Annotated in this window: 15 protein-coding genes; all 15 read left to right on the forward strand. The window is 59.8% G+C overall.

The window, feature by feature from the left end; all coding sequences use genetic code 11:
- The first annotated feature begins 37 nt into the window (after positions 1-37).
- The 15 genes from tssF (at position 38) to D8U60_RS13410 (ending at position 21690) form a co-directional block, all read left to right on the forward strand.
- Complete coding sequence (gene tssF / locus D8U60_RS13335; protein ID WP_130900274.1) at positions 38-1825, forward strand: type VI secretion system baseplate subunit TssF; 1788 nt, start codon at positions 38-40, stop codon at positions 1823-1825.
- A complete protein-coding gene (tssG, locus tag D8U60_RS13340; RefSeq protein WP_056790879.1) occupies positions 1789-2796 on the forward strand; it encodes a type VI secretion system baseplate subunit TssG in 1008 nt (335 codons plus the stop codon). Before tssF ends, tssG begins: the two co-directional genes overlap by 37 nt.
- A gap of 11 nt (positions 2797-2807) precedes the next feature.
- A complete protein-coding gene (gene tssH, locus D8U60_RS13345) occupies positions 2808-5465 on the forward strand; it encodes a type VI secretion system ATPase TssH (RefSeq protein ID WP_073470892.1) in 2658 nt (885 codons plus the stop codon).
- 10 nt (positions 5466-5475) lie between these two features.
- Positions 5476-6996, forward strand: coding sequence for a sigma 54-interacting transcriptional regulator (locus D8U60_RS13350; RefSeq protein ID WP_130900275.1), 1521 nt, complete (start codon positions 5476-5478; stop codon positions 6994-6996).
- A 297-nt stretch (positions 6997-7293) separates the two neighbouring features.
- Entirely contained in the window at positions 7294-7434 is a 141-nt protein-coding gene (locus D8U60_RS13360; RefSeq protein WP_003229566.1) for a hypothetical protein, read from the forward strand.
- An 18-nt stretch (positions 7435-7452) separates the two neighbouring features.
- Complete coding sequence (tagH, locus tag D8U60_RS13365) at positions 7453-8649, forward strand: type VI secretion system-associated FHA domain protein TagH (RefSeq protein ID WP_016772508.1); 1197 nt, start codon at positions 7453-7455, stop codon at positions 8647-8649.
- A gap of 5 nt (positions 8650-8654) precedes the next feature.
- Positions 8655-9155, forward strand: coding sequence for a type VI secretion system lipoprotein TssJ (tssJ, locus tag D8U60_RS13370; protein WP_016772509.1), 501 nt, complete (start codon positions 8655-8657; stop codon positions 9153-9155).
- A 2-nt stretch (positions 9156-9157) separates the two neighbouring features.
- On the forward strand, positions 9158-10489 hold the full coding sequence (gene tssK, locus D8U60_RS13375; RefSeq protein WP_016772510.1) for a type VI secretion system baseplate subunit TssK: 1332 nt from the start codon (positions 9158-9160) through the stop codon (positions 10487-10489).
- A 5-nt stretch (positions 10490-10494) separates the two neighbouring features.
- On the forward strand, positions 10495-11370 hold the full coding sequence (gene icmH, locus D8U60_RS13380; protein ID WP_016772511.1) for a type IVB secretion system protein IcmH/DotU: 876 nt from the start codon (positions 10495-10497) through the stop codon (positions 11368-11370).
- Between the two features lie 14 nt (positions 11371-11384).
- Positions 11385-14924, forward strand: coding sequence for a type VI secretion system membrane subunit TssM (gene tssM / locus D8U60_RS13385; RefSeq protein WP_016772512.1), 3540 nt, complete (start codon positions 11385-11387; stop codon positions 14922-14924).
- Positions 14924-15652: a PP2C family serine/threonine-protein phosphatase gene (locus D8U60_RS13390; protein WP_041476618.1), complete on the forward strand. Its 729-nt coding sequence runs from the start codon at positions 14924-14926 to the stop codon at positions 15650-15652. The genes tssM and D8U60_RS13390 overlap by 1 nt, the downstream gene beginning before the upstream one ends.
- Positions 15649-16650: a serine/threonine-protein kinase gene (locus D8U60_RS13395; protein ID WP_130900277.1), complete on the forward strand. Its 1002-nt coding sequence runs from the start codon at positions 15649-15651 to the stop codon at positions 16648-16650. The genes D8U60_RS13390 and D8U60_RS13395 overlap by 4 nt, the downstream gene beginning before the upstream one ends.
- Positions 16651-16678: 28 nt before the next feature.
- A complete protein-coding gene (locus D8U60_RS13400; protein ID WP_130900278.1) occupies positions 16679-18715 on the forward strand; it encodes a type VI secretion system tip protein VgrG in 2037 nt (678 codons plus the stop codon).
- A 40-nt stretch (positions 18716-18755) separates the two neighbouring features.
- A complete protein-coding gene (locus tag D8U60_RS13405; RefSeq protein ID WP_130900279.1) occupies positions 18756-21146 on the forward strand; it encodes a M23 family metallopeptidase in 2391 nt (796 codons plus the stop codon).
- A complete protein-coding gene (locus D8U60_RS13410; RefSeq protein ID WP_130900280.1) occupies positions 21133-21690 on the forward strand; it encodes a hypothetical protein in 558 nt (185 codons plus the stop codon). The genes D8U60_RS13405 and D8U60_RS13410 overlap by 14 nt, the downstream gene beginning before the upstream one ends.
- Positions 21691-22141: the final 451 nt, after the last annotated feature.

A 22141-nucleotide genomic window follows, 5' to 3' on the forward strand; every position in this document is an offset into this window, starting at 1 on the left:
TTTTTTTAAATGAGTTCCACTACCAGGCAGGTACCCCGTGTCCTTTAACCACTACTACCAAAGCGAACTCACCGCACTGCGCCAACTCGGTCGCCGTTTCGCCGAGCGTAGTCCGGCGTTGGCACCGTATCTGGGGCAGGCCGGGCGGGATCCGGATGTAGAGCGGTTGCTCGAAGGCTTTGCATTCCTCACCGGGCGCCTGCGCCAGAAGCTCGATGACGAACTGCCGGAGCTCAGCCATTCGCTGATGCAACTGCTGTGGCCGAACTACATGCGCCCGCTGCCGGCGTTCAGCATTCTGCAGTTTGATCCGCTCAAGCGTTCCGGGCCGGCGCTGTTGGTTGAGCGCGATACGCCGATCGAGAGCAAGCCGATCGAAGACGTGCGCTGCCGTTTCCGCACCTGCTATCCGACCGAAGTCTTGCCGCTGGATCTGGCTGCGCTGAATTACTCGGTGAAGGGCGATGGCTCGCTGCTCAGCCTGCGCCTGGAGATGAGCGCTGACGGCCACCTCGGCGAACTGGAGCTGAGCAAATTGCGCCTGTACTTTGCCGGCGAGCGCTACATCAGCCAGATGCTCTACCTGAGCCTGCTGCGCAACCTCGACGGCATCGAACTGATTCCGCTCGACGCCGCCGGCAAGCCGATTGATGGCGTCAGCGGCAAGCCGATGGCGTTCAAGATTCCCGGCGACCGGGTGAAACCGGTGGGTTTTGCCGAAGAAGAAGCGTTGATCCCGTATCCGCTGAACACCTTCCGTGGCTATCGCTACCTGCAGGAATATTTCGCCTTCCAGGACAAGTTCCTGTTCGTCGACGTCAACGGTCTGGACATTCTCAAGGCGCTGCCGGAAGACACCCTCAAGCAGATGCGCGGCCTCGAATTGCGTTTCGACATTCGCAAGAGCGGCATCATGCGCATGCGCCCGACGCTTGATAACGTGAAGCTGTTCTGCACGCCGATTGTCAATCTGTTCGAGCACGACGCGCTGCCGATCCGTCTCGATGGCAAGCAGGATGAGTACCTGTTGCTGCCGGCGGAATACGACCTGGAAAACTGCGGTGTGTTCTCGGTGGAAACCGTCACTGGCTGGAAGCCCGGCGGTCTCGGTTATCAGGAATACGTGCCGTTCGAGTCCTTCGAGCACGACCCGAGTTTCGACGTGCCCAACAGCCGTCCGCATTACAGCATTCGCCAGCGTTCGTCCTTGCTGCATGACGGCCTCGACACTTACCTGAGCTTCGGCATCCGCCACACCGAAGCCCACGAAACCCTGTCGATCGAGCTGATGTGCACCAACCAGAACCTGCCGAAAAAGCTCAAGCTCGGCGACATCTGCATGGCCAGCGAGCAGACCCCGGAGTTCCTCAGTTTCCGCAACATCACCCCGGCCACGTCGAGCTTCGCGCCGCCGCTGAACCGTGACTTCCTGTGGAAGCTGATCAGCAACATGTCGCTTAACTATCTGTCGCTGGCGGACGTCAATGCGTTGAAGGTGATTCTGGAAACCTACGACCTGCCGCGCTACTACGACCAGCACGCGGAAAAGGTCAGCAAGCGCCTGCTCGGCGGCCTCAAGCACATCAAGCATCATCACGTCGACCGCCTGCATCGCGGCCTGCCGGTGCGCGGTTTGCGCACCGAACTGACCATCGACCCGGAAGGCTATATCGGCGAAGGCGACCTGTTCGTCTTCGCTTCGGTTCTCAACGAGTTTTTCGCGCTTTACGCCAGTCTCAATTCATTCCATGAGCTGCGGGTAAAAAGCACACAGGGAGAGGTGTACCAATGGACACCACGTATGGGCCTGCAGCCCCTGCTTTAAGCGGGCTGACCAAGGTAATACGCGAGTACTCGCTGTTTCAGGCCGTGCTGTTGGTGATCGACCGGCTGCGCGAGGCACACCCGCATCTGAGCGAAGACGATCTGTATGACCAGGTCGAGTTCCAGGCCAACCCGAGCCTGGGCTTTCCGCGCAGCGACGTCGATCGCGTCGAGTTTTTCGAAGAGCACGGCAAGATGCGCGCGCGCATGCGCTTCAACCTGATCGGTCTGGTCGGCTCCGGTTCGCCGCTGCCGGCGTTCTATGGCGAACAGGCCTTGGGCGACAGCGAGGACGGCAACCCGACGCGCAATTTCCTCGACCTGTTCCACCATCGCCTGCAACGACTGATGCTGCCGATCTGGCGCAAGTACCGCTACCGCGCGAGCTTCCAGAGCGGCGCGATCGACCCGTTCTCGGCGCAGCTGTTTGCGCTGATCGGCCTGGGCGGCGACGAGATCCGCAAGGCCAAGGAACTCAACTGGAAACGCCTGCTGCCGTACCTCGGTCTGCTCAGCTTGCGGGCGCACTCGGCGGCGCTGATCGAAGCCGTGCTGCGTTACTACTTCAAGCACGAAGACCTGGTCATCGAGCAGTGCATCGAGCGCCGCGTGGAAATCCTCGACGAGCAGCGCAATCGTTTGGGCCGCGCCAACAGCGTACTCGGCGAAGACCTGGTGCTGGGCGAGCACGTGCGCGATCGCAGTGGCAAATTCCGCATTCACATCACCGAACTCGACTGGCAGCGATTCCATGAATTCCTGCCGATCGGTTTCGGCTACCAGCCGCTCTGCGCGCTGGTGCGGTTCACCTTGCGTGACCCGCTCGATTACGACATTCGCCTGGTCCTGCGCCAGGAAGAAATCCGCGAACTGCGCATCGGTGAGCAGAACGCCTGTCGCCTCGGTTGGACCAGTTGGCTGGGCCGCGAAAAAGCGGACGGCGTGGTGACCCTGGGCAGCAAAATTCATTAAGGACGTGAGCCATGATCAACGTAGACCTGCAACAACTCATCCAGGCGCTGGACGCCGAAACCCGTCGTGATCTGGAACGTTCGGCCGAGCGTTGCGTCGCCCGTGGCGGCAGCAAGATCCTCGTCGAAGACTTGCTGCTGGGCTTGCTCGAGCGCCCGAACGGCTTGCTGTCGCGCGCGCTGCAAGATGCTGACGTCGACGCCGGTGAACTGACCGCTGCATTGCAATCGCGGGTCGAACACAGCGCTTCGCGCAACCCGGTATTCGCTCCGGAACTGGTGCAATGGCTGCAAGACGCGCTGCTGGTGGCCAACCTCGAGCTGGGCCAGACCCAGGTCGAAGACGCCGCGCTGATCCTGGCGTTGCTGCGCAATCCGATGCGCTACGCCGGCAGCCGTTACCAGCCGCTGCTCGCCAAGTTGAACATCGATCGTCTGAAGGAATTTGCTTTGTCGCAACAGGAGCAACCGGCGGCCAACGGCAAGCCGGCGGCGCAAGGCGAGTCGCTGTTGCAGCGCTTCACCCACAACCTGACCCAACAGGCCCGCGACGGCAAACTCGACCCGGTGTTGTGCCGTGACGGCGCGATCCGGCAGATGGTCGACATCCTCGCTCGTCGGCGCAAGAACAACCCGATCGTCGTCGGTGAGGCCGGTGTCGGTAAGACCGCCATCGTCGAAGGCCTCGCCTCGCGCATCGCTGCCGGTGAAGTGCCGCAGGTGCTCAAGGGCGTTGAATTGCTCTCGCTGGACATGGGCCTGTTGCAGGCCGGCGCCAGCGTCAAAGGTGAATTCGAGCGTCGTCTGAAAGGCGTGATCGACGAGGTCAAAGCCTCGCCGAAACCGATCATCCTGTTCATCGACGAAGCCCATACGCTGATCGGCGCCGGCGGCAATGCCGGCGGTTCCGATGCGGCCAACCTGCTGAAGCCGGCGCTGGCCCGTGGCGAACTGCGCACGATCGCCGCGACCACCTGGGCCGAGTACAAGAAATACTTCGAGAAAGACCCGGCGCTGGCCCGTCGTTTCCAGCCTGTGCAATTGCACGAACCGACCGTCAGCGAAGCAGTGACCATCCTGCGTGGCCTGGCTCAGGTCTACGAGAAGAGCCACGGCATCTACCTGCGCGATGACGCGGTGGTGTCCGCTGCTGAATTGTCCGCGCGTTACCTGGCCGGTCGGCAACTGCCGGACAAGGCTGTCGACGTCCTCGACACCGCGTGCGCCCGCGTGCGCATCAGCCTCGCTGCTGCCCCGGAAAGTCTGGAGCGCCTGCGTGGCGAACTGGCTGAAGGCGGCCGTCAGCGTCAGGCGCTGCGTCGCGATGCCGAAGCCGGTCTGCTGATCGACCACGAAGCGCTGGAAGCACTGGAAGCGCGTCTGGACGAAGCCGAAAGCGAAATGCTCGCGCTGGAATCTCTGTGGACTGAGCAGAAAGAGCTCGCCGAGCGTCTGCTGGAACTGCGTCAGCAACTGGCCAAGGCTCGCGAAGCCGCAGCCGTCGAGCCGACCGTCAGCGTCGAAGAAGACGCCGAAGGCACCGTGATTGAAACTGTGGTCGCCGAAGTCGAAGAAGGCCAAAGCGTCGAAGCGCTGGAAGCCCAGTTGCATGAAACCCACGCCGCGTTGACCGCTGCGCAAGTCAAAGAACGCCTGGTCAGCTTCGAAGTGTGCCCGCGTCTGGTCGCCGAAGTGATCAGCGCCTGGACCGGCGTGCCATTGGCGCAACTGGCCCGCGAGCACAACGCCAAGGTCGCCAGTTTCGCCACCGATTTGCGCACCCGCATCCGTGGTCAGGAACAAGCCGTGCACGCGCTGGATCGTTCGATGCGCGCCACCGCTGCCGGCCTGAACAAGCCTGATGCACCGGTCGGTGTGTTCCTGCTGGTCGGGCCGAGCGGCGTCGGCAAGACCGAAACCGCGCTGGCCCTGGCTGACCTGTTGTACGGCGGCGACCGCTTCATCACCACCATCAACATGTCCGAGTTCCAGGAAAAGCACACCGTCTCGCGCCTGATCGGTGCGCCACCGGGCTACGTCGGTTACGGCGAGGGCGGCATGCTCACCGAAGCCGTGCGTCAGAAGCCGTATTCGGTGGTGTTGCTCGATGAAGTCGAGAAGGCCGACCCGGACGTGCTCAACCTGTTCTACCAAATCTTCGACAAAGGCGTGGCCAACGATGGCGAAGGTCGCGAGATCGACTTCCGCAACACGTTGATCCTCATGACCTCGAACCTTGGCAGCGACAAGATCAGCGAACTCTGCGAAGACGGCGCGCGGCCGACCGCCGAAGTGCTCGAAGAAACCATTCGCCCGGTACTCAGCAAACACTTCAAACCGGCGCTGCTGGCGCGGATGAAAGTGGTGCCGTACTACCCGGTGGGCGGCCCGGTGCTGCGCGAGCTGATCGAGATCAAACTCGGCCGTCTCGGCGAGCGCCTGAACCGCCGTCAGCTGGAGTTCAGCTGGTGCCAGAACCTCGTCGATCACCTGTCCGAGCGCTGCACGCAAAGCGAAAGCGGCGCGCGCCTGATCGATCATTTGCTCGATCAGCATGTGCTGCCGCTGGTGGCTGATCGTCTGCTCGACGCGATGGCGACCGGCGAGAGCCTCAAGCGTGTGCATGCCACGCTCGACGGCAATTCCAGCGTGACCTGCGAGTTCGTCTGAGGTGGGCGTGATGTTCACTCAAGTGCCGCAGCCACTGGTCTATGCCGAAGCGTTGCTGGCGCAGTTCGCCAGTCTTTCGCGCGCGGCGGACAGTGCTGCGCTGCTGGGTGAATTCGTCCGTGGCCTGGCCGAACTGAGTGGCTGCGAACTGACGCAGCTGTATCTGCTCGACGCCACTCACACCTGCCTGGGGATGAACGCCGAGTGCCTCGACGGCGCGCTGCAACCGCGTCAGGCGGCGAGCCTGCCAGCGGATTACAACGGCGAGCAACTGCTGCAATTCGCCCTGTGCCAGAACCGCGTGGTGTGCCTCGACGACCTGACCGGCAGCCTGCACGAAACCAGTTTTCTGCCGGCGACGAGCACGCCGTGGCAGTCGCTGTTGTGCGTGCCGCTGGTCAATCAGCACAAGTCGGTTGAGGGCTTGTTGCTGTGTGCCAGTCGTCGTCGCACTGACTTGCAGGGTTTCGCCGACTCCCTTGGCCAGCTCGGCTCGTTCGTGCTCGGCCAACTGCATCTGCTGCAACGCCTGCGTCAGCCAGCCGCCGAATCGGCCACCGCCACTCGCAGTGTGCCGAGCATCAGCGGCTACGGCCTGATCGGCAAAAGCGCGGCGATGCGCCAGACCTACTCGCTGATCAGCAAGATCCTCCACAGCCCGTACACCGTGCTGTTGCGTGGCGAGACCGGCACCGGCAAGGAAGTGGTGGCGCGGGCGATCCACGATTGCGGCCCGCGTCGCTCCCGGGCGTTCATCGTGCAGAACTGCGCGGCGTTCCCGGAAAACCTGCTGGAAAGCGAACTGTTCGGCTACCGCAAAGGCGCCTTCACCGGCGCCGATCGCGATCGCGCCGGGCTGTTCGACGCGGCCAATGGCGGCACGTTGCTGCTCGATGAAATCGGCGACATGCCGTTGTCGCTGCAAGCGAAGATTCTGCGCGTGTTGCAGGAAGGCGAGATTCGTCCGCTGGGTTCCAACGACACGCACAAGATCGACGTGCGCATCATCGCCGCGACGCACCGTGATCTGGCGGCGCTGGTCAGCGAAGGCAAGTTCCGCGAGGACTTGTACTACCGCCTCGCGCAGTTCCCGATCGAGCTGCCGGCCCTGCGTCAGCGCGAAGGCGACATCCTCGATCTGGCCCGGCACTTTGCGGAAAAGACTTGCACGTTTTTGCAGCGTGATCCGGTGCGCTGGTCGGATTCGGCGCTGGAGCATCTGTGCGGCTACAACTTCCCCGGCAACGTTCGCGAACTCAAGGCACTGGTCGAGCGCGCGGTGTTGCTCTGCGAGGGCGGCGAGTTGCTCGCCGAGCATTTTTCTCTGCGCCTGGAAGCGATGCCGGAAGACAACAGCGGCCTGAATCTGCGCGAACGCCTGGAACAGGTCGAGCGCACATTGCTCCTCGATTGCCTGCGCAAGAACGACGGCAACCAGACCCTCGCGGCCCGCGAACTGGGCCTGCCACGGCGCACGCTGCTGTACCGCCTCGGGCGCCTGAATATCAATTTGGGTGATTTTGATGGTTGAGCTACAGCGCTTCTTCGAACCCAACACATACCCTGTGGCGAGGGGATTTATCCCCGTCCGGCTGCGCAGCAGTCGCAGTCCGGTACATACGGTTTCACTGAGAAATCGCGCTGGCAGGTTATGGGGGCGCTGCGCACCCCAACGGGGACAAGTCCCCTCGCCACGGGAGGTCGCCGTACCTCCAGGCTATGGCTCAAGGCCTCGATCTAGAGGCTTCGAGCCCACCTCAAAAACTTATTTCAGCGCCGCCCGCAAGGGTCGGCGCTTTGTGCTTTGTCTACACCTGGAGACCCTCTGATGTCTGTTCGTCACTGGCACGCTGTCCTGCTGACCCTCGTCGTTCTATGCGGCCTTGGCGGCTGTAGCGGCAATTACAAATTCAACGACAACGACTATCGCCCGTTGGGTGATCCGCAAGCGGTCAATCGCGGCAAGTGACCGCAAGGAGCATCAAACATGGAATTGGTTTTCGAAATGCTGAACACCAAGCAGTTCGTGCCCACCGAGCTGTGCCAGCGGACCTTCAAACAGGCCGGTGGCGTGATCGGGCGCGGCGAGGACTGCGACTGGATCATCCCTGACCGCAAGCGGCACCTGTCCAACCACCACGCGATTGTCAGCTACCGCGAGGGCTCGTTCTTCCTCACCGACACCAGCAGCAACGGTGTCCAGGACGGCAGCAGTGGCGCACGCCTGCACAAGGGCGAGCCGGTGCGCATCGAGCACGGCAGCACCTACATTCTCGGCGACTTCGAGATCCGCGCGCGGCTGGTTCGTGACCCGGCGACCTTCGACGGCGAAGTCGGCCGTCCGCGCGCCGCTGGCAGCATCATTCCGGATGACGCGTTCCTCGACCTCGACCCGCTCAATGCGCTCGAACAGCAAGAGCGCGTGTACTCGGAAATCGACGAACTGCTGTCGCCTACCGCCAAGCCGGAAGACTCCCGTCAACGTGCCGACTACGCGCGCATCGACATGGAAAGCCTGATGGTCCCGGAGCTGATCGCCGCCCCGGTCGAGCCTGAGCCGGCGCCTGCACCGAAAGCCGTCGAGCGTCAGAGCGAAGGTTTCTGGGAACACTTCGGCGCGGCGCTGGGCGTCGACGTCAAAGGCCTCAGCCACGACGAACGCGAAGCGCTGGCGCTCAACGCTGCGCGCCTGCTGCGCCAGAGCATCGGCGGTTTGCAGCAGAGCCTGCGCACCCGCTCCGAGCTGAAAAACGAACTGCGTCTGGCGCAGACCACCGTGCAAGGCACCAACAAGAACCCGCTGAAATTCGCCGTCGATCCGAGCGAAGCACTGCAGATTCTGTTGCAGCCAAGCAAGCCCGGCCATCTGCCGGCCGAGCAAGCGATCTCCCGTGCATTCCGTGATTTGCAGGCGCACCAAGTGGCTCTGCTGACCGCCAGTCGCGCCGCTGTGCGTGGCACGCTGGAGCACTTCTCGCCGGAGCAGCTGACCCTGCGTTTCGAGCGCGACAGCAAGCCATTGATCGCCACTTCGGGCGGGCGCTGGAGAGCATTCGGCCGCTACCACCAGGCCCTGCGTCAGGACGATGACTGGAGCGAGCGTCTGCTGGCCCGCGACTTTGCCCAGGCTTACGAAGAACAGATTCGCCTGATCTCCACCCTCCACACCGACCACCAAGGATGATGCGCATGTCTCGCCGCTCGACCGCTTTTTTCAAGACGCTGACTGCGCTCACCGTGCTGGTGCTGCTCGCCGGTTGCTCGTCGCTGTCGCCATACTCGAAAGTGACCAAGATCAACCTCAAGCTGACCGGCAGCGATCAGCTCAACCCGGACCTCAATGGTCGGCCGTCGCCGATCGTCGTGCGCCTGTTCGAACTCAAGCACCCGGTGACCTTCGAGAACGCTGATTTCTTCAGCCTCTACGAACGCGCCAAGGAATCCCTCAACCCGGATCTGGTGGCCAGCGAAGAACTGGAACTGCGCCCGGGTGAAACCGTGGAACTGAAACTCAGCGTGGAGGAGGGCAGCCGTTACGTGGGCATCCTCGCTGCCTATCGCGACCTGCCGGATACCCAGTGGCGCCACACCGTGCAGATCACTCCGCTGGAACTCACCGAGGCTGATCTGACCCTCGATCAGGCCGGTATCCGCAATACCCAACAAGTGCTCGCCAAGGCGGATGACTGATCATGAACACCCACAAAGTCATTTGGCAGGAAGGCATGTTGCTGCGACCGCAGCACTTCCAGCACAACGATCGCTATTACGATCACCAGATGAAGACCCGCACGCAATTGCTGGGTGGCTACACCTGGGGTTTTCTCAATCTGGAAATCGACTTGCAGTTCCTCAACATGGGCAAACTGGTGATCAGTGAAGCCTCGGGGATTCTGCCGGACGGCAGCCTGTTCGAACTCGGTGGCAACACCGAGCCGCTGGCGCTGGACGTGCCGCCGAACACCGGCAACACGCCGATCTATCTGGCGCTGCCGCTGGTCACCGGCAACCACATCGAGGCCCGGCGCCCGGAGCAATCCGACGTGCTCGCGCGCTACACCGCGTATGACGCCGAAGTCGCCGACTCCAACGCCGGCGACGATTCCGCCAGTCAGGTCAGCTGCGGTCGCCCGGATTTCAAACTGTTGCTCGGCGAGCAGCAGAGCGATCAGGCCTACGTGAAGCTGAAAATCTGCGACGTGCTCGACACCACGCCCGACGGCGTCATCAGCCTCGACCCGGATTTCGTCCCGACCTACATTCAGGCCCACGCCTCCAGCTACCTGCTGTCGTGCCTGAAAGAAGTCATCAGCATGCTCAGCCACCGTGGCGACACGATTGCCGAGCGGATTCGCTCCAATGGCAAAGTCGGCGGCGCTGAAGTCGGCGACTTCATGATGCTGCAACTGATCAACCGTACCGAACTGCTGCTGCGCCATTACCTCGGTCTGGAACAAGTGCACCCGGAAGAGTTGTACCGCACGCTGCTGACCATGCTCGGCGATCTGGCGACCTTCTCCGGCGAGAGCAAACGCCCGCGTCTGGACAGCCGCTATTCCCACGCCGATCAGGGCGCAAGCTTCCGCAAACTGATGGAAGCGATCCGTCAGGTGCTGTCGATGGTGCTCGAACAGCACGCCATCGAGTTGATCCTGCAGGCGCGTCAGTACGGCATCATCGTCTCGCCGTTGCACGATCACAAACTGCTCGGCTCGGCTTCGTTCGTGCTGGCAGCCAGTGCCAACTGCGACTCCGAAGAACTGCGTCAGCGTTTGCCGCAGCACCTCAAGGTCGGCCCGGTGGAGCGCATCCGCCAACTGGTCAACCTGCACTTGCCGGGGATCAAGGTCAAACCGTTGCCGGTGGCCCCACGGCAGATCGCGTTCCACTCGAACAAAACCTATTTCATTCTCGAACTCAGTTCCGAAGACCTGGCACAACTCGAACGCTCCGGCGGTTTCGCGTTCCACGTGTCCGGCGAATTCGCCGAGCTTGAACTGAAATTCTGGGCCATCAGGAACTGACCGACATGATCAAGGAAACGGATTACAACCAGGACGACAAAACCGTCCTGCTCGACCGTCAGGGCCACGGACCGGCATCGAGTCCGCTGACCGACTTCGCCGCGCCGCCGCGTTTCGAGCAACTGGAAGAACGCATGATCTACGCCGCGCGCCTGCGTCCGGCGGAGGCGTTCAACATCAGCCTCAACTCGCTGGTCGCGGCCTCGTCCGATCTGCTCTCGGAAGTGGTGCGCCTCAAGCACAGCGAAACCCGCGAAGACCTGTACGCGCTGAATGAGCGGCTGACCGCCGGGCTGAAATTGTTTGAAGTACGCGCCCTGCACAACGGCGCCGAAAGCAGCCAGGTGATGGCCGCGCGTTACGTGCTCTGCACCGTGGTCGACGAAGCTGTCGTGACCACGCCGTGGGGCAACGAAAGCGAGTGGTCGCAGATGAGCCTGCTGAGCAGCTTCCACAACGAAACCTTCGGCGGCGAGAAGTTTTTCCAGCTGCTTGATCGGCTGTCGAAAAACCCGGTCAAGCACCTGCCGATGCTCGAACTGATGTACCTGTGCCTGTCCCTCGGTTTCGAGGGCAAGTACCGCGTCCAGGCGCGCGGCATGCTTGAGCTTGAAGGCATCCGCGACGCCTTGTACCGGCAGATCCGTCAGTTGCGAGGCGACGTGCCGCGCGAGTTGTCGCCGCACTGGGAAGGCCTCAACGACCAGCGCCGCAACCTGGTGCGTATCGTGCCGGCGTGGATGGTGGTGCTCTTTACTCTGGTCTGCCTGGTGGTGATGTATTCGGGCTTCGCCTGGGTCCTGAGCGAACAACGCGACACCGTTCTGCATCCTTATCAGCCGCTTGATCCAGCCGCGGTGCAACCGCAGGCGCAGCCGTAAAACAGGGACGTGTGATGAAAAAGTTTTTCAAGAAAGTCGGCGCCTTCCTGCGCCAGACCTGGGTCTGGACTCTGCTGCTGGTGCTGTTCGTGGCGCTGCTGGTGTGGTTCGTCGGCCCGTTGTTGGCGGTCGATGATTACAAGTTCTGGGAAAGTGCGACCTCGCGCCTGCTGACCATCAGCGTGCTGTTCCTGATCTGGGGCCTGACCATGGTCTTCGTCAGCTGGCGCGCCGGTATCCGCAAGAAAGCCGAGGAAGAAAGCGAGGACGGTCAGGACCGTATCCGCCGCGAAGAGCTGATCGACGAAGAACAGAAAGAGTTGAAGGCGCGTTTCAAGGACGCGCTGAAAACCCTGAAGACGTCGAGCCTGTATCGCGGTCGCAGCGAGCGCTGGCGCAGTGACTTGCCGTGGTACCTGCTGATCGGTCCGCAGGCCTCCGGCAAGACCAGCCTGCTGGATTTTTCCGGTCTGGAATTCCCGATCAACAAGATCGACCGCAAGCTGACCCGCGACACCCTCGGCACCCGTCATTGCGACTGGTATTTCGCTGATCACGGTGTACTGATCGACACCGCCGGGCGTTACACCACTCAACCGGACGCGGAAGTCGACGGCAACGCCTGGACAACCCTGCTGGAGCTGCTGCGCAAGCGTCGTCGCGGTCGTCCGTTGAACGGCGTGCTGGTGACCATTCCGGTGGAAACCCTCACCGGCGGCAGCGAGCAGGACATCGAGACCCTCGCGCGCCAGGTGCGCAGCCGTTTGCAGGACGTGCATCAGAAACTGCACGTCGACGTGCCGGTGTATCTGGTCCTGAGCAAGGCGGACAAGCTGCTCGGCTTCGACGAGTTCTTCGATCAACTGACCCGCGAAGAAAGCGATCAGGTACTCGGCACCAGTTTCCGCAAGGATCAGGTCGGCACCGACGTCACGGTCCTGCGCAACGAATTCGAAGAGCTGCTGCGCCGCCTCAACAGCCAAGTGATCATGCGCATGCACTCCGAGCGCGACACTCAGCGCCGTGGCCGCATCCTCGACTTCCCGCATCAGTTGGGGCAGATCGGCGAGCGCCTGTGCCTGTTTGTTGACATGGCGTTCACCGGCAACCGCTATCAGCGCGCCACGCAACTGCGCGGTTTCTACCTGACCAGCGCGCCGCACCTGACCCAGGAAATGGATTCGACCACCGCCGGCATCGGCGCCAGCCTGGGCATGAACGCCGGCGTGCTGCCGACTCTGCGCAGCGGCCGTTCGCGGTTCATCCACCACTTGCTCAGCCAAGTGATTTTCCCCGAGGCCGATCTGGCCGGTCTGGACAAGCGCGAGCGCAGCCGCATTCATTGGGGCCAGCGTGCGCTGTACGTCGGCGCACTGGCAGCACTGGCACTGTTCGGCATGCTCTGGGCCGGTGGTTTTTCGGCCAACTACGAGCGTCTGGAAAACCTGCGCACGCTGGCACAGAACTGGACCCAGCAACGTTCGGCCGTAACGCCGCGCGATGACGCCATGGGTGTGCTGAAAGTGCTCGACACCAGCTACGCCGCGACCCAGGTGTTCCCGAGCAAGGGGGACGTCTCGTACCACGAGCGTGGCGGCCTGTATCAGGGCGAAGAGATCAACCCGGTGGTGAAAACCGCCTACGAGCGTGAGCTGGAAGCGCAGTTGCTGCCACGGGTCGCGACCATGCTCGAAGGGCAGATCCGCGCCAACATGAAGGATCGCGATCGCCTGCTCAACAGCCTGCGCGCGTACCTGATGCTGAACATGAAGGATCGTCGCGACGCGGCGTGGCTCAAGGACTGGGTCGCCACTGACTGGTCGCAGCGCTACACCGGCAACACCGCGGTGCAGAACGGTCTGAATACGCACCTCGAGCGTTTGCTCAAGCAGCCGTTCATCTACCCGCTGAACGATCAACTGGTGACGCAGGCGCGTCAGGTCCTGCGCAGCGAATCGCTGGCCAACGTGGTTTACCGCATGCTCCGCGAGCAGGCGCGCAACCTGCCGGACTATCGCTTCAGCCAACACCTCGGCCCGCAAGGCTCGTTGTTCATCGGCACTGAATACGTGATCCCGGGTTTCTACACCCAACAGGGTTATCAGCAGTATTTCTCGGTGCAGGGCGCCGCGCTGGTCACCGATATCCTGCGCGACAACTGGGTGCTGGGCGAAGGCGCGGGCATCAGCGACATGGATTTGCGTCGCCTGATGGTCGAGCTTGAGCAGCTGTACTTCCGCGACTACGCCAACTACTGGAGCGAAGCCGTTGGCCAGGTCGCACTGCCACCCATCAGCGACGCTGGCGAAGGCGCCGAGCAACTGGCGGGCCTGACTTCGGCTAACTCGCCGGTACTCGCGCTGCTCACCGAAGTGCGTGAAAACACCCGCTTCGAAGCCGCGGCTGATCCGGTCGATGAAGCCGGCGAAGCCGCCGATGCGCTGGCCGGGCAGAAAGGCAAACTGGGCAAGGTCGGCAAACTCGCCGCCGCTGCCGCCGACAAGGCTTCGGCGCTGAACGTGGCGAAGAACCTGCCGGACACCGCGAAGAAATCCCTGCAACGCCGCTTCGAACCGCTGCATCGTCTGCTCGACGACAACAACGGCCCGGGCGCTGACCTGACGCCAGCGTTCAGCGCGCTCAACGACCTGCAACTGCAACTGGCCGGTCTGGCCCGTTCCAGCACGCCGGAGCAAGCCGCATTCGAGATGGCCAAGACGCGCATGAGCGGCCAGCGTGATGCGCTGACCAACCTGCGCAATGCCTCCGGTCGTCTGCCACGTCCACTGAGCGTGTGGTTCAACGTGCTGGCTGAAGACTCATGGCGCCTGGTGCTCAACGATGCCTACCAATACCTGAACGGCCGTTATCAGAACGAGCTGTACAGCGTGTACGGCAAAACCATCAGCAAGCGCTATCCGTTCAGCGCCAGCAGCACCAGCGATGTGGCGATCAGCGACTTCCGCGAGTTCTTCCGTGCTCAAGGTACCGTCGACCGCTTCTTCGACAGCTACATGCGTCCGTTCGTCAGCGGCGATCCGGGCAACTACCGCATGCGCAGCGTCGACGGCCACAGCCTGCCGGTATCGAAGGTCTACCTCGATCAGATGGCGGCGGCGCAGACCATTCGCCAAAGCTTCTTCTCGATCAACCCGGCCGAGCCGACCGTGCAGTTCAAGCTTGAGCCGTACACCCTCGATCCGGCGGTCAGCCGCTCCGAATTCAAGTTCGGCGACAAGACCATGGAATACCGCCACGGCCCGATCCTGCCAATGACCTTCAAGTGGCCGACCGATGCTGAAGACGGTCGCACCAGTCTGGTCATGGACAAGATGGCCGGACGCCCGATCGGGATCGAGAAGAATTCCGGCCCATGGTCGCTGTTCCGTTTGTTCGACCTGATGCAGACCGAGTACCTGAACGGTCGTGACGTGCTGGTACTGAAAGCCGACGTGGGCGGCCTGCGCGCCAACTACCTGCTCACCAGCCAGCGCACGCCGAACCCGTTCGACATGGGCGTGCTGCGCACCTTCCGTATGCCGGTGCAGCTCTGATGCTGGTGGCCAGTCCCTGGCGCAGCGCGGCGCGTACCGACCCGGGCAAGGTGCGGGCGCGCAACGAAGATGCCTTCCTCGACTCGCCGCAGCATGGTCTGTGGGTGGTCGCGGACGGCATGGGCGGTCATCAGGGTGGCGACATCGCCAGCCAGTTGATCGTCGCCAGCCTGGCTGAGTTGCCGCAACACGAGGACTTCGACGAACGCCTCAAAGCCATCCGCCAGTGCCTGCACTGGCTGAACCGGCGTTTGGGGCAGGAGTTGACCGTCACTGCCGGACGCCACGACAGCATCATGGGCAGCACCGTCGTCGCGCTGCTGGTGGAAGGCAATCGCGCGGCCTGCATCTGGGCCGGCGACAGCCGTTGCTACATGTGGCGCGGGCAGCGGCTGTATCAACTGTCCAAGGACCATTCGCTGCAACAGCAACTGATCGACGAGCAGCAAATGAGCGTCGAACAGGCGGCAGCGCACCCGGCGGCTCAGGCACTCACCCGAGCCGTCGGCGCCGCCGACACACTGACCCTGGATGTGCTTGAACTCGAGGTCTATCCGGGCGATGTGTTCTTGCTCTGCAGCGATGGTTTGTATCAGGGCCTGAGCAGCGACGCCCTCGGCAACGCCCTCAGCCTCAGCGCGCCGCACGTGGCGCTGGAACGTTTGTTCGACGGCGCTCTGCGGGGCGCCGCGCGGGACAACCTGACTGCCGTGGTGATCCGCCAATGAGTGAACTCGAATCGCCCATCGATGACCTGCTGATCAGCGAAGAGCAGGCCAGCAACCTGACCTACTTTGCCTTCGCCAAGGGCAACCAGGCCGAACCGCTGCTGGCGCCGACCAAGGCCAGCATCGGTGCGCTGCCGGATGTACTCGCCGGTCGCTACCACCTCGAGCGTCTGCTCGGGGCCGGTGGCATGGGCGCCGTTTACCGGGCGCGAGATCTGCTGCATGAGCAGTTCGGCGATCCCGACCCTTACATTGCGCTGAAAATCCTCAGCGAAGAATTTGCCGAATCGCCGGACGCCAGTGCCTTGCTCTACAGCGAGTTCGCCCTGACCCGACGCCTGCGCCACGACAACGTCGTGCGTGCACACACGTTTGAAGTCGACACCGACTGCCAGCGGGCCTTCATCACCATGGAATACATGCGTGGCCTGACCCTGGACAAATTGCTCTGCGAGCGGCCCCTCGGCCTGCCGTGGCAAGAGTTGCGCGACATCGTCCTGCCGCTGCTCGACACGTTGGCCTACGCCCACCGTCGCGGCGTGCTGCACGGTGATCTGAAACCGAGCAACGTCATGCTCAGCGAAGACGGCCTGCGCCTGTTCGACTTCGGTCTGGGGCAGGCAGAGGAGGGCACCTTGCCCGGTCTGCCGCACCTGAGCCGCGAGCGCTTCCACGCCTGGACCCCAGGCTACGCCGCCCCCGAACTGCTTGAGGGCCAACCATTGTCGGCCAGCGCGGACGTGTACGGGGTGGCCTGCGTGATCTATGAACTGGCGGGCGGCAAACACCCGTTCCGCCGCTTACCCTCGACCCAGGCCCGTGACGAGCACCTGGAGCGCGAGCTGCGCGCCCCAGCGAATCTACCCCAGCACGGCTGGCAAGCGCTGCGAACCGCGCTGAGCTTCAACCCGGCAGAACGCACCATCACTGCCCAACAATTGCGTGACGCCTTGGGCGCCACTTCGTCCTGGCTGCAACGTCTGCGACTTCGGGCGTAACGGATGACATTCGAACAGGGAGCACACGATGTTCAACTCAGCTAACGAAACCCACTTCAGCCTCAAGGTCGAAGACTACGTCGGCGACCTGCAAGTGCTGTCGTTCACCGGCACCGAAGGCATCAGCCAGGCGTATCGCTTCGACCTCGAACTGGTCAGCGAAAACCCCGATCTGGATCTCGAACAACTGCTGCACAAGCAGGCGTTCCTGGCATTCGATCCACAGGGCTCGGGCATTCACGGGCAGATCTACCGCGTCGCCCAGGGCGATGCCGGCAAGCGCCTGACCCGCTACAAAGTCTCGATCGTGCCGCAACTGCAATACCTGCATCACCGCACCAACCAGCGCATCTACCAGCAGATGTCAGCGCCGAAAATCATCGCGCTGATCCTCGAAGAACACGGCATCAAAGGCAACGCCTACAGCTTCCAGCTCAGCCAGCCGTGCCCGGATCGCGACTACTGCGTGCAGTACGACGAAACCGACCTGCATTTCGTCCAGCGCCTGTGCGAAGAAGAAGGCATCCACTACCACTTCCAGCACAGCGAAAAGGCCCACCTGCTGGTGTTCGGCGACGACCAGACCGTGTTCCAGAACTTGGGGCAGCCAACTGCTTATGTGCAGGGCAGCGGTATGGTCGCCGACGAGCCGGTAATCAAAGCCTTCAAACTGCGTCTGGAAACCCGCACCACGCGCACCACGCGCCGCGACTACGACTTCGAAAAACCGCGCCTGCGAATGGAAGCCGCGTACAAACCCGACGGCGACAGCACCGAGCCGGATCTCGAAGATTACGACTACCCCGGCCGCTTCATCGACCGCGCACGCGGCAAGTTCCTCAGCCAGCGCGCCCTCGAACGCCACCGCGCCGACTACCGCCAGGCCGAAGGTCGCGGCGACCAGACCCGACTGGTCAGCGGCCACTTCATGGAAATGTCCGACCACCCGCGCAGCGAGTGGAACGACCTGTGGCTGCTCACCGAAATCTTCCACGAGGGCAAGCAGCCGCAAGTCCTCGAAGAAGGTGTGACCAGCGACACCACCGACAACAAGGACGACTTCCACCAGGGCTACCGCAACACCTTCCTCGCCACCCCGTGGGACGTGTTCTACCGCCCGGCCCTCGAACACCCGAAACCACGCGTCCTCGGCAGCCAGACCGCCATGGTCACCGGCCCGAAAGGCGAAGAAATCCACTGCGACCAATACGGCCGCATCAAAGTCCAGTTCCACTGGGACCGCGAAGGCCTCGCCGATGACAACACCAGCTGCTGGCTACGCGTCTCCAGCTCCTGGGCCGGCGACCGCTACGGCGCCATCAGCATCCCGCGCATCGGCATGGAAGTCCTCGTCACCTTCCTCGAAGGCGACCCCGACCAACCGCTGGTGACCGGCTGCCTGTACCACAAGGAAAACCCGGTGCCGTATGCCTTGCCGGCGAACAAGACTCGCAGCGTGTTCAAAACGCTTAGCTCGCCGGGTGGCGGTGGGTACAACGAACTGCGCATTGAAGACAAGAAAGGTGCGGAGCAGATCTACATTCATGCGCAGCGGGATTGGGATGAAAACGTTGAGCATGACCAGAAGATTCGGGTCGGTAATGAACGTCACGACACAGTGGTGAAGAACACCTACACCGAGCTGAAAGCCGAGGAACACCGCACCACGATTTCCGATCGCAAGGTTGAAGCGAAGCTGGATGATCACCTGACGATTGGGCAGAACCAGCATGTGAAGCTGGGGACTGCGCAACTGACCAGCGTGGGGAAAGAAATTCACCTCAAGGCTGGGGACAAGATTGTTATTGAGGCGGGGACAGAGCTGACCATTCTTGGGGGTGGGAGCTTTATCAAGCTTGATGGCGGTGGGGTTACGGTGGTTGGGCCGGTGATCAAGATCAATGCGGGTGGCTCGGCTGGTTCCGGCACAGGGATCGGGATTAAGCCGCCGGTGCTGCCGGGGGCGGCGGATAAGGATAAGGCGGGGAGTTTGATGGATCAGGCGTTGGGGAATGCGGTGCCTGAGAAGGTTAAGCCGACAGTTGATTACCCTTTCTCGCTTTGAGCGGACGGACAAGCGTCAATATGAACAAGGAATTTTTTGAATGATCATTAGCCCTCCTTTTATTCCTGCTCCGGTGGCGGGTGAAACCGACGATGCTTATCTGGCACGTGCCATGGTGGGTGGCATCCCTGGTGATGGTGGTTATCCGCTGAGTTTTGACCTTAATTGGCATGGTGGCATTCACTTAACAGCTCCCCAGGAGGGGGGGCGTACATTGCCAGTAAGAGCAATCTGCGATGGGACATTGGTTTACTTTCGTGATTCCGCTCCAGAAAACGACGATCTAACTAATCCGCTAAATTTTCGGGGCGGATGGACTGATAAGGGTTGCGTAGTATTGCGTCATGAGACGGAAATTGGTGAAGAGGCAGAGTCGAAAGTTATTTTCTATTCGATCTACATGCATTTATCGAAAATTAATCTGACCAGTCCTCAGATAGGGAAAGTAGTCAGTAGGAAAGAGTCTCTTGGCGAGGCTGGCAGTATCTATGGGGCTAAAGGCAGAATTCATTTCGAGATCATTGCTGATCAAAGTCAGATAACGAACATAACAGGTAGAAATACAAGAGAGCTAAGTTATCAGGCGCAGAATGGACGGAAAAATAGTTGCTGGGGTGATATGTATTTTTTCGTGCCTCCAGAAGTTTTAATTTATGGCGCGCCACCAAACGATCGCCGCGAATCGTTGAACAACGCATCGGTCGTTTATCGTCCTCCTGCCATGCCACCAACCGTGCCAGTCCAAGAAGGTGGCAGCACCACGTCATCCGTAGGCAATCCCGCTACGGTTGGAGGATATGAACCGGCGGTAGCGTCGTTATTGCAAAACGGAATTTTTGTGCGCATGCGTTACGAAAAAGGCGAGTGCCAGTTAACTTCTTTTTATCTGACTGGCCAAGAAATCGGAACTCAGGTGGAGGAGCCCGGATATGCATACAAACTTTATGATAAAGCTAAGCAATATTACCCACAATCACCTAGTGCGGGATATGAAATCCTAAGATTCGGACGTGTACTAGGGCCGGATAATCTCCAGCCCACCAACGCCGCGCATTGGCGCCAAATTAAATTCCCTGGTAAGTCCGGAGAAGAGAGCAAATCTGGTTGGGTGAACCTTAACGCTGATAGTGTTACAAGATTCAGCGATGCAGATTTTCCTCAATGGCAGGGTTGGCACCTGGTCGATGATGATACGGACACGGATAGTCATTGTCAGTCAGACTTTGTAAAAGGCATTTTGGGGTTGGGAACGGGTACGGTTGAACACGAAAATGGTGATGCGGTGAGTGTTGCCAACTCCGTTGGATATTCAACTCTTTCAGATGAACAGAAGAAAAACTTATCAGAGCGTTATACAAATGAGCGTGAGCTAAGTATGTCTCGGCTTCGTTCTGATGATACCCAGCAATCGCTAAAGCGGCTTGTATGTAAATTTCCGACGGAATGGACGGCAGACGATTTTGATACTCGCTATGGTTGGTTGTTGAAAGTTGCAGATGGTGGTCCGATGCCTCAAGAGCAATACGAAAAAATAAAAAATCACCAAAACGTTCTTGCTTTCTGGGAGCAAGCCAATCTAGTTGGTGTCGAAAAAAAACATTGGCATTTCCCCCCCGTAGAGTTTATTCGCTTATTCAGGAAATGCGGTTGGCTAAGTGGTGACGAACTAAGGAAGGTTCTTTGGCCGGCGCCCGCTGCTGGAAAGGAACGGGCAAGCAGTTTACGAGTGCAGACTAATAAAATGCTGTCTAAATATCAGATTTCTAATTCAAAACTTCGGATTGCCCATTTTTTTGCACAAGTTGGTATTGAAACCGGCTGGTGGCGTACTCGAGAAGAAGACGGGAATGAAGCCTATTTCCGAAAAAATTATGAAATTATGACACCGGCTGAAGCAGGTGCTGAATATGATAGGTGTGTTACTCTAAATCGAGATCTACCCTCAGGTCGTCGCCCGGTTGAGCTACCTAATCCAGGGTCACATCCTAAGCCCACCATCAATCGACCCGATTACGTAGCAACACGGCCTGGACAAATAGCAACAAAAGCTGCAGGGATGGATAATGGTGCCGCTAACTCGTCACATGGTGGGATGTTGGGAGACGGTAATAGATTTCATGGTCGAGGATTTCTGCAAATAACGGGTCGAAGAAACTATAAAAGTTACGAGGGATACCGAGGAAAAAATTTCACTACGGACCCCAATCCACCACTTTTGGCTTCAGATGATTACAATGCGTGTGATGCATCTGGTTTCTTTTGGTCGAGAGAGAAGATCAATTCACGTGCTGATAAAGATGCTACACCAGAGACTTGTAGAATAGTGGGCTCAATAATAAATAGAGGAAGCCCAAATAAAATACCTTTGCATGATATAGAAAGGAAGGACGCACTAAAATCTATATGGGGTGTGCTTAATGATGAAGTCTAAATTTTATTCCCTGCTGAGTGTCATCGGCTCTATATTGTTCGTTGGTGCTGTTTTTGCGGGTGAGTCAGAATGTTCGTTTGACTTTAAGGGATCGAATTTTGTAGTTTCAAGCTGTGCTAAAAATGACAAGGCGTTGCTTGTGAGTTTAAGTCCTACTGATTTATCTGCTAACGCTAATACCTTCGACAAGATTCCTACTATTTTAGTGATAGGAGTGAACCCTGAAGCGGCGCTAAAAAAAGATGATCTGCAATCTGCTGGTTCTTACAATGGTCTGATTGACCTGCCTGATCCGGAAGGCATAGAGCAAATTTCAGACGCTCCGGAATCAGCGAAAATTAAGCTTGCAGGGAGTGGTTGGAAAGTCCTAGATATGAAAGTGGTTGAGTATGAAGGAGTTCAGGGTGGTGAAGGTTTTTTATTTGTATGTAGTACGCTCGAAAAATTAATAAAAAAAGATGTAGCAGTCGTCGCTCAGTGTAATAGTTTTTATGATGAGGACATAACCGAGTTGAATGCGCTATTGAAGTCATTAGGTGGATGATTCGCATAATGCAGCAGGGAGATGGTGAGAGTGCGGCGGTCTGCATTTAGGTGAAAATGTGGACAGACTACGTTTTAGTAATGATCAGAATGTGGACTGTCCCATGTATTTCCAGTAGTTATACCAAGCCGAAGCAAGTCACTTTGCACTTAAGGGACCTTAGGATGAGGGTGGTAGCTTTTTTTGTGTTCGCGCTGATGGCGTCAGTGGTCAATGCGAACTGCGAACTGTAGCTGCGGGACTGATTTAAACGGGGATGGAGTCCGCGATCCATATAGAGTTAGCCCACTCGAGGATGACGGCACAGTTTCGCGAATCACTATCGATATAGGCGGGAGCGACAAGTCAGTTACGGGAAGTTTTGAACTTGGAGATGGGGGGCTGTCTGTAGGTTATCTACCAATCGAATTTTCGTTGTTACTGGATTTTTACAATCGTAATACTGAACTTA

The sequence above is a fragment of the Pseudomonas sp. Sample_11 genome (genome assembly GCF_004307505.1).
Lineage (GTDB): Bacteria > Pseudomonadota > Gammaproteobacteria > Pseudomonadales > Pseudomonadaceae > Aquipseudomonas > Aquipseudomonas atacamensis.

Bases quoted from the DNA above. Each gene is read 5' to 3' on its own strand.
- tssG (WP_056790879.1), top strand. From the start codon at position 1,789: ATGGACACCACGTATGGGCCTGCAGCCCCTGCTTTAAGCGGGCTGACC.
- tssH (WP_073470892.1), top strand. From the start codon at position 2,808: ATGATCAACGTAGACCTGCAACAACTCATCCAGGCGCTGGACGCCGAA.
- D8U60_RS13350 (WP_130900275.1), top strand. From the start codon at position 5,476: ATGTTCACTCAAGTGCCGCAGCCACTGGTCTATGCCGAAGCGTTGCTG.
- D8U60_RS13360 (WP_003229566.1), top strand. From the start codon at position 7,294: ATGTCTGTTCGTCACTGGCACGCTGTCCTGCTGACCCTCGTCGTTCTA.
- tagH (WP_016772508.1), top strand. From the start codon at position 7,453: ATGGAATTGGTTTTCGAAATGCTGAACACCAAGCAGTTCGTGCCCACC.
- tssJ (WP_016772509.1), top strand. From the start codon at position 8,655: ATGTCTCGCCGCTCGACCGCTTTTTTCAAGACGCTGACTGCGCTCACC.
- tssK (WP_016772510.1), top strand. From the start codon at position 9,158: ATGAACACCCACAAAGTCATTTGGCAGGAAGGCATGTTGCTGCGACCG.
- icmH (WP_016772511.1), top strand. From the start codon at position 10,495: ATGATCAAGGAAACGGATTACAACCAGGACGACAAAACCGTCCTGCTC.
- tssM (WP_016772512.1), top strand. From the start codon at position 11,385: ATGAAAAAGTTTTTCAAGAAAGTCGGCGCCTTCCTGCGCCAGACCTGG.
- D8U60_RS13390 (WP_041476618.1), top strand. From the start codon at position 14,924: ATGCTGGTGGCCAGTCCCTGGCGCAGCGCGGCGCGTACCGACCCGGGC.
- D8U60_RS13395 (WP_130900277.1), top strand. From the start codon at position 15,649: ATGAGTGAACTCGAATCGCCCATCGATGACCTGCTGATCAGCGAAGAG.
- D8U60_RS13400 (WP_130900278.1), top strand. From the start codon at position 16,679: ATGTTCAACTCAGCTAACGAAACCCACTTCAGCCTCAAGGTCGAAGAC.
- D8U60_RS13405 (WP_130900279.1), top strand. From the start codon at position 18,756: ATGATCATTAGCCCTCCTTTTATTCCTGCTCCGGTGGCGGGTGAAACC.
- D8U60_RS13410 (WP_130900280.1), top strand. From the start codon at position 21,133: ATGATGAAGTCTAAATTTTATTCCCTGCTGAGTGTCATCGGCTCTATA.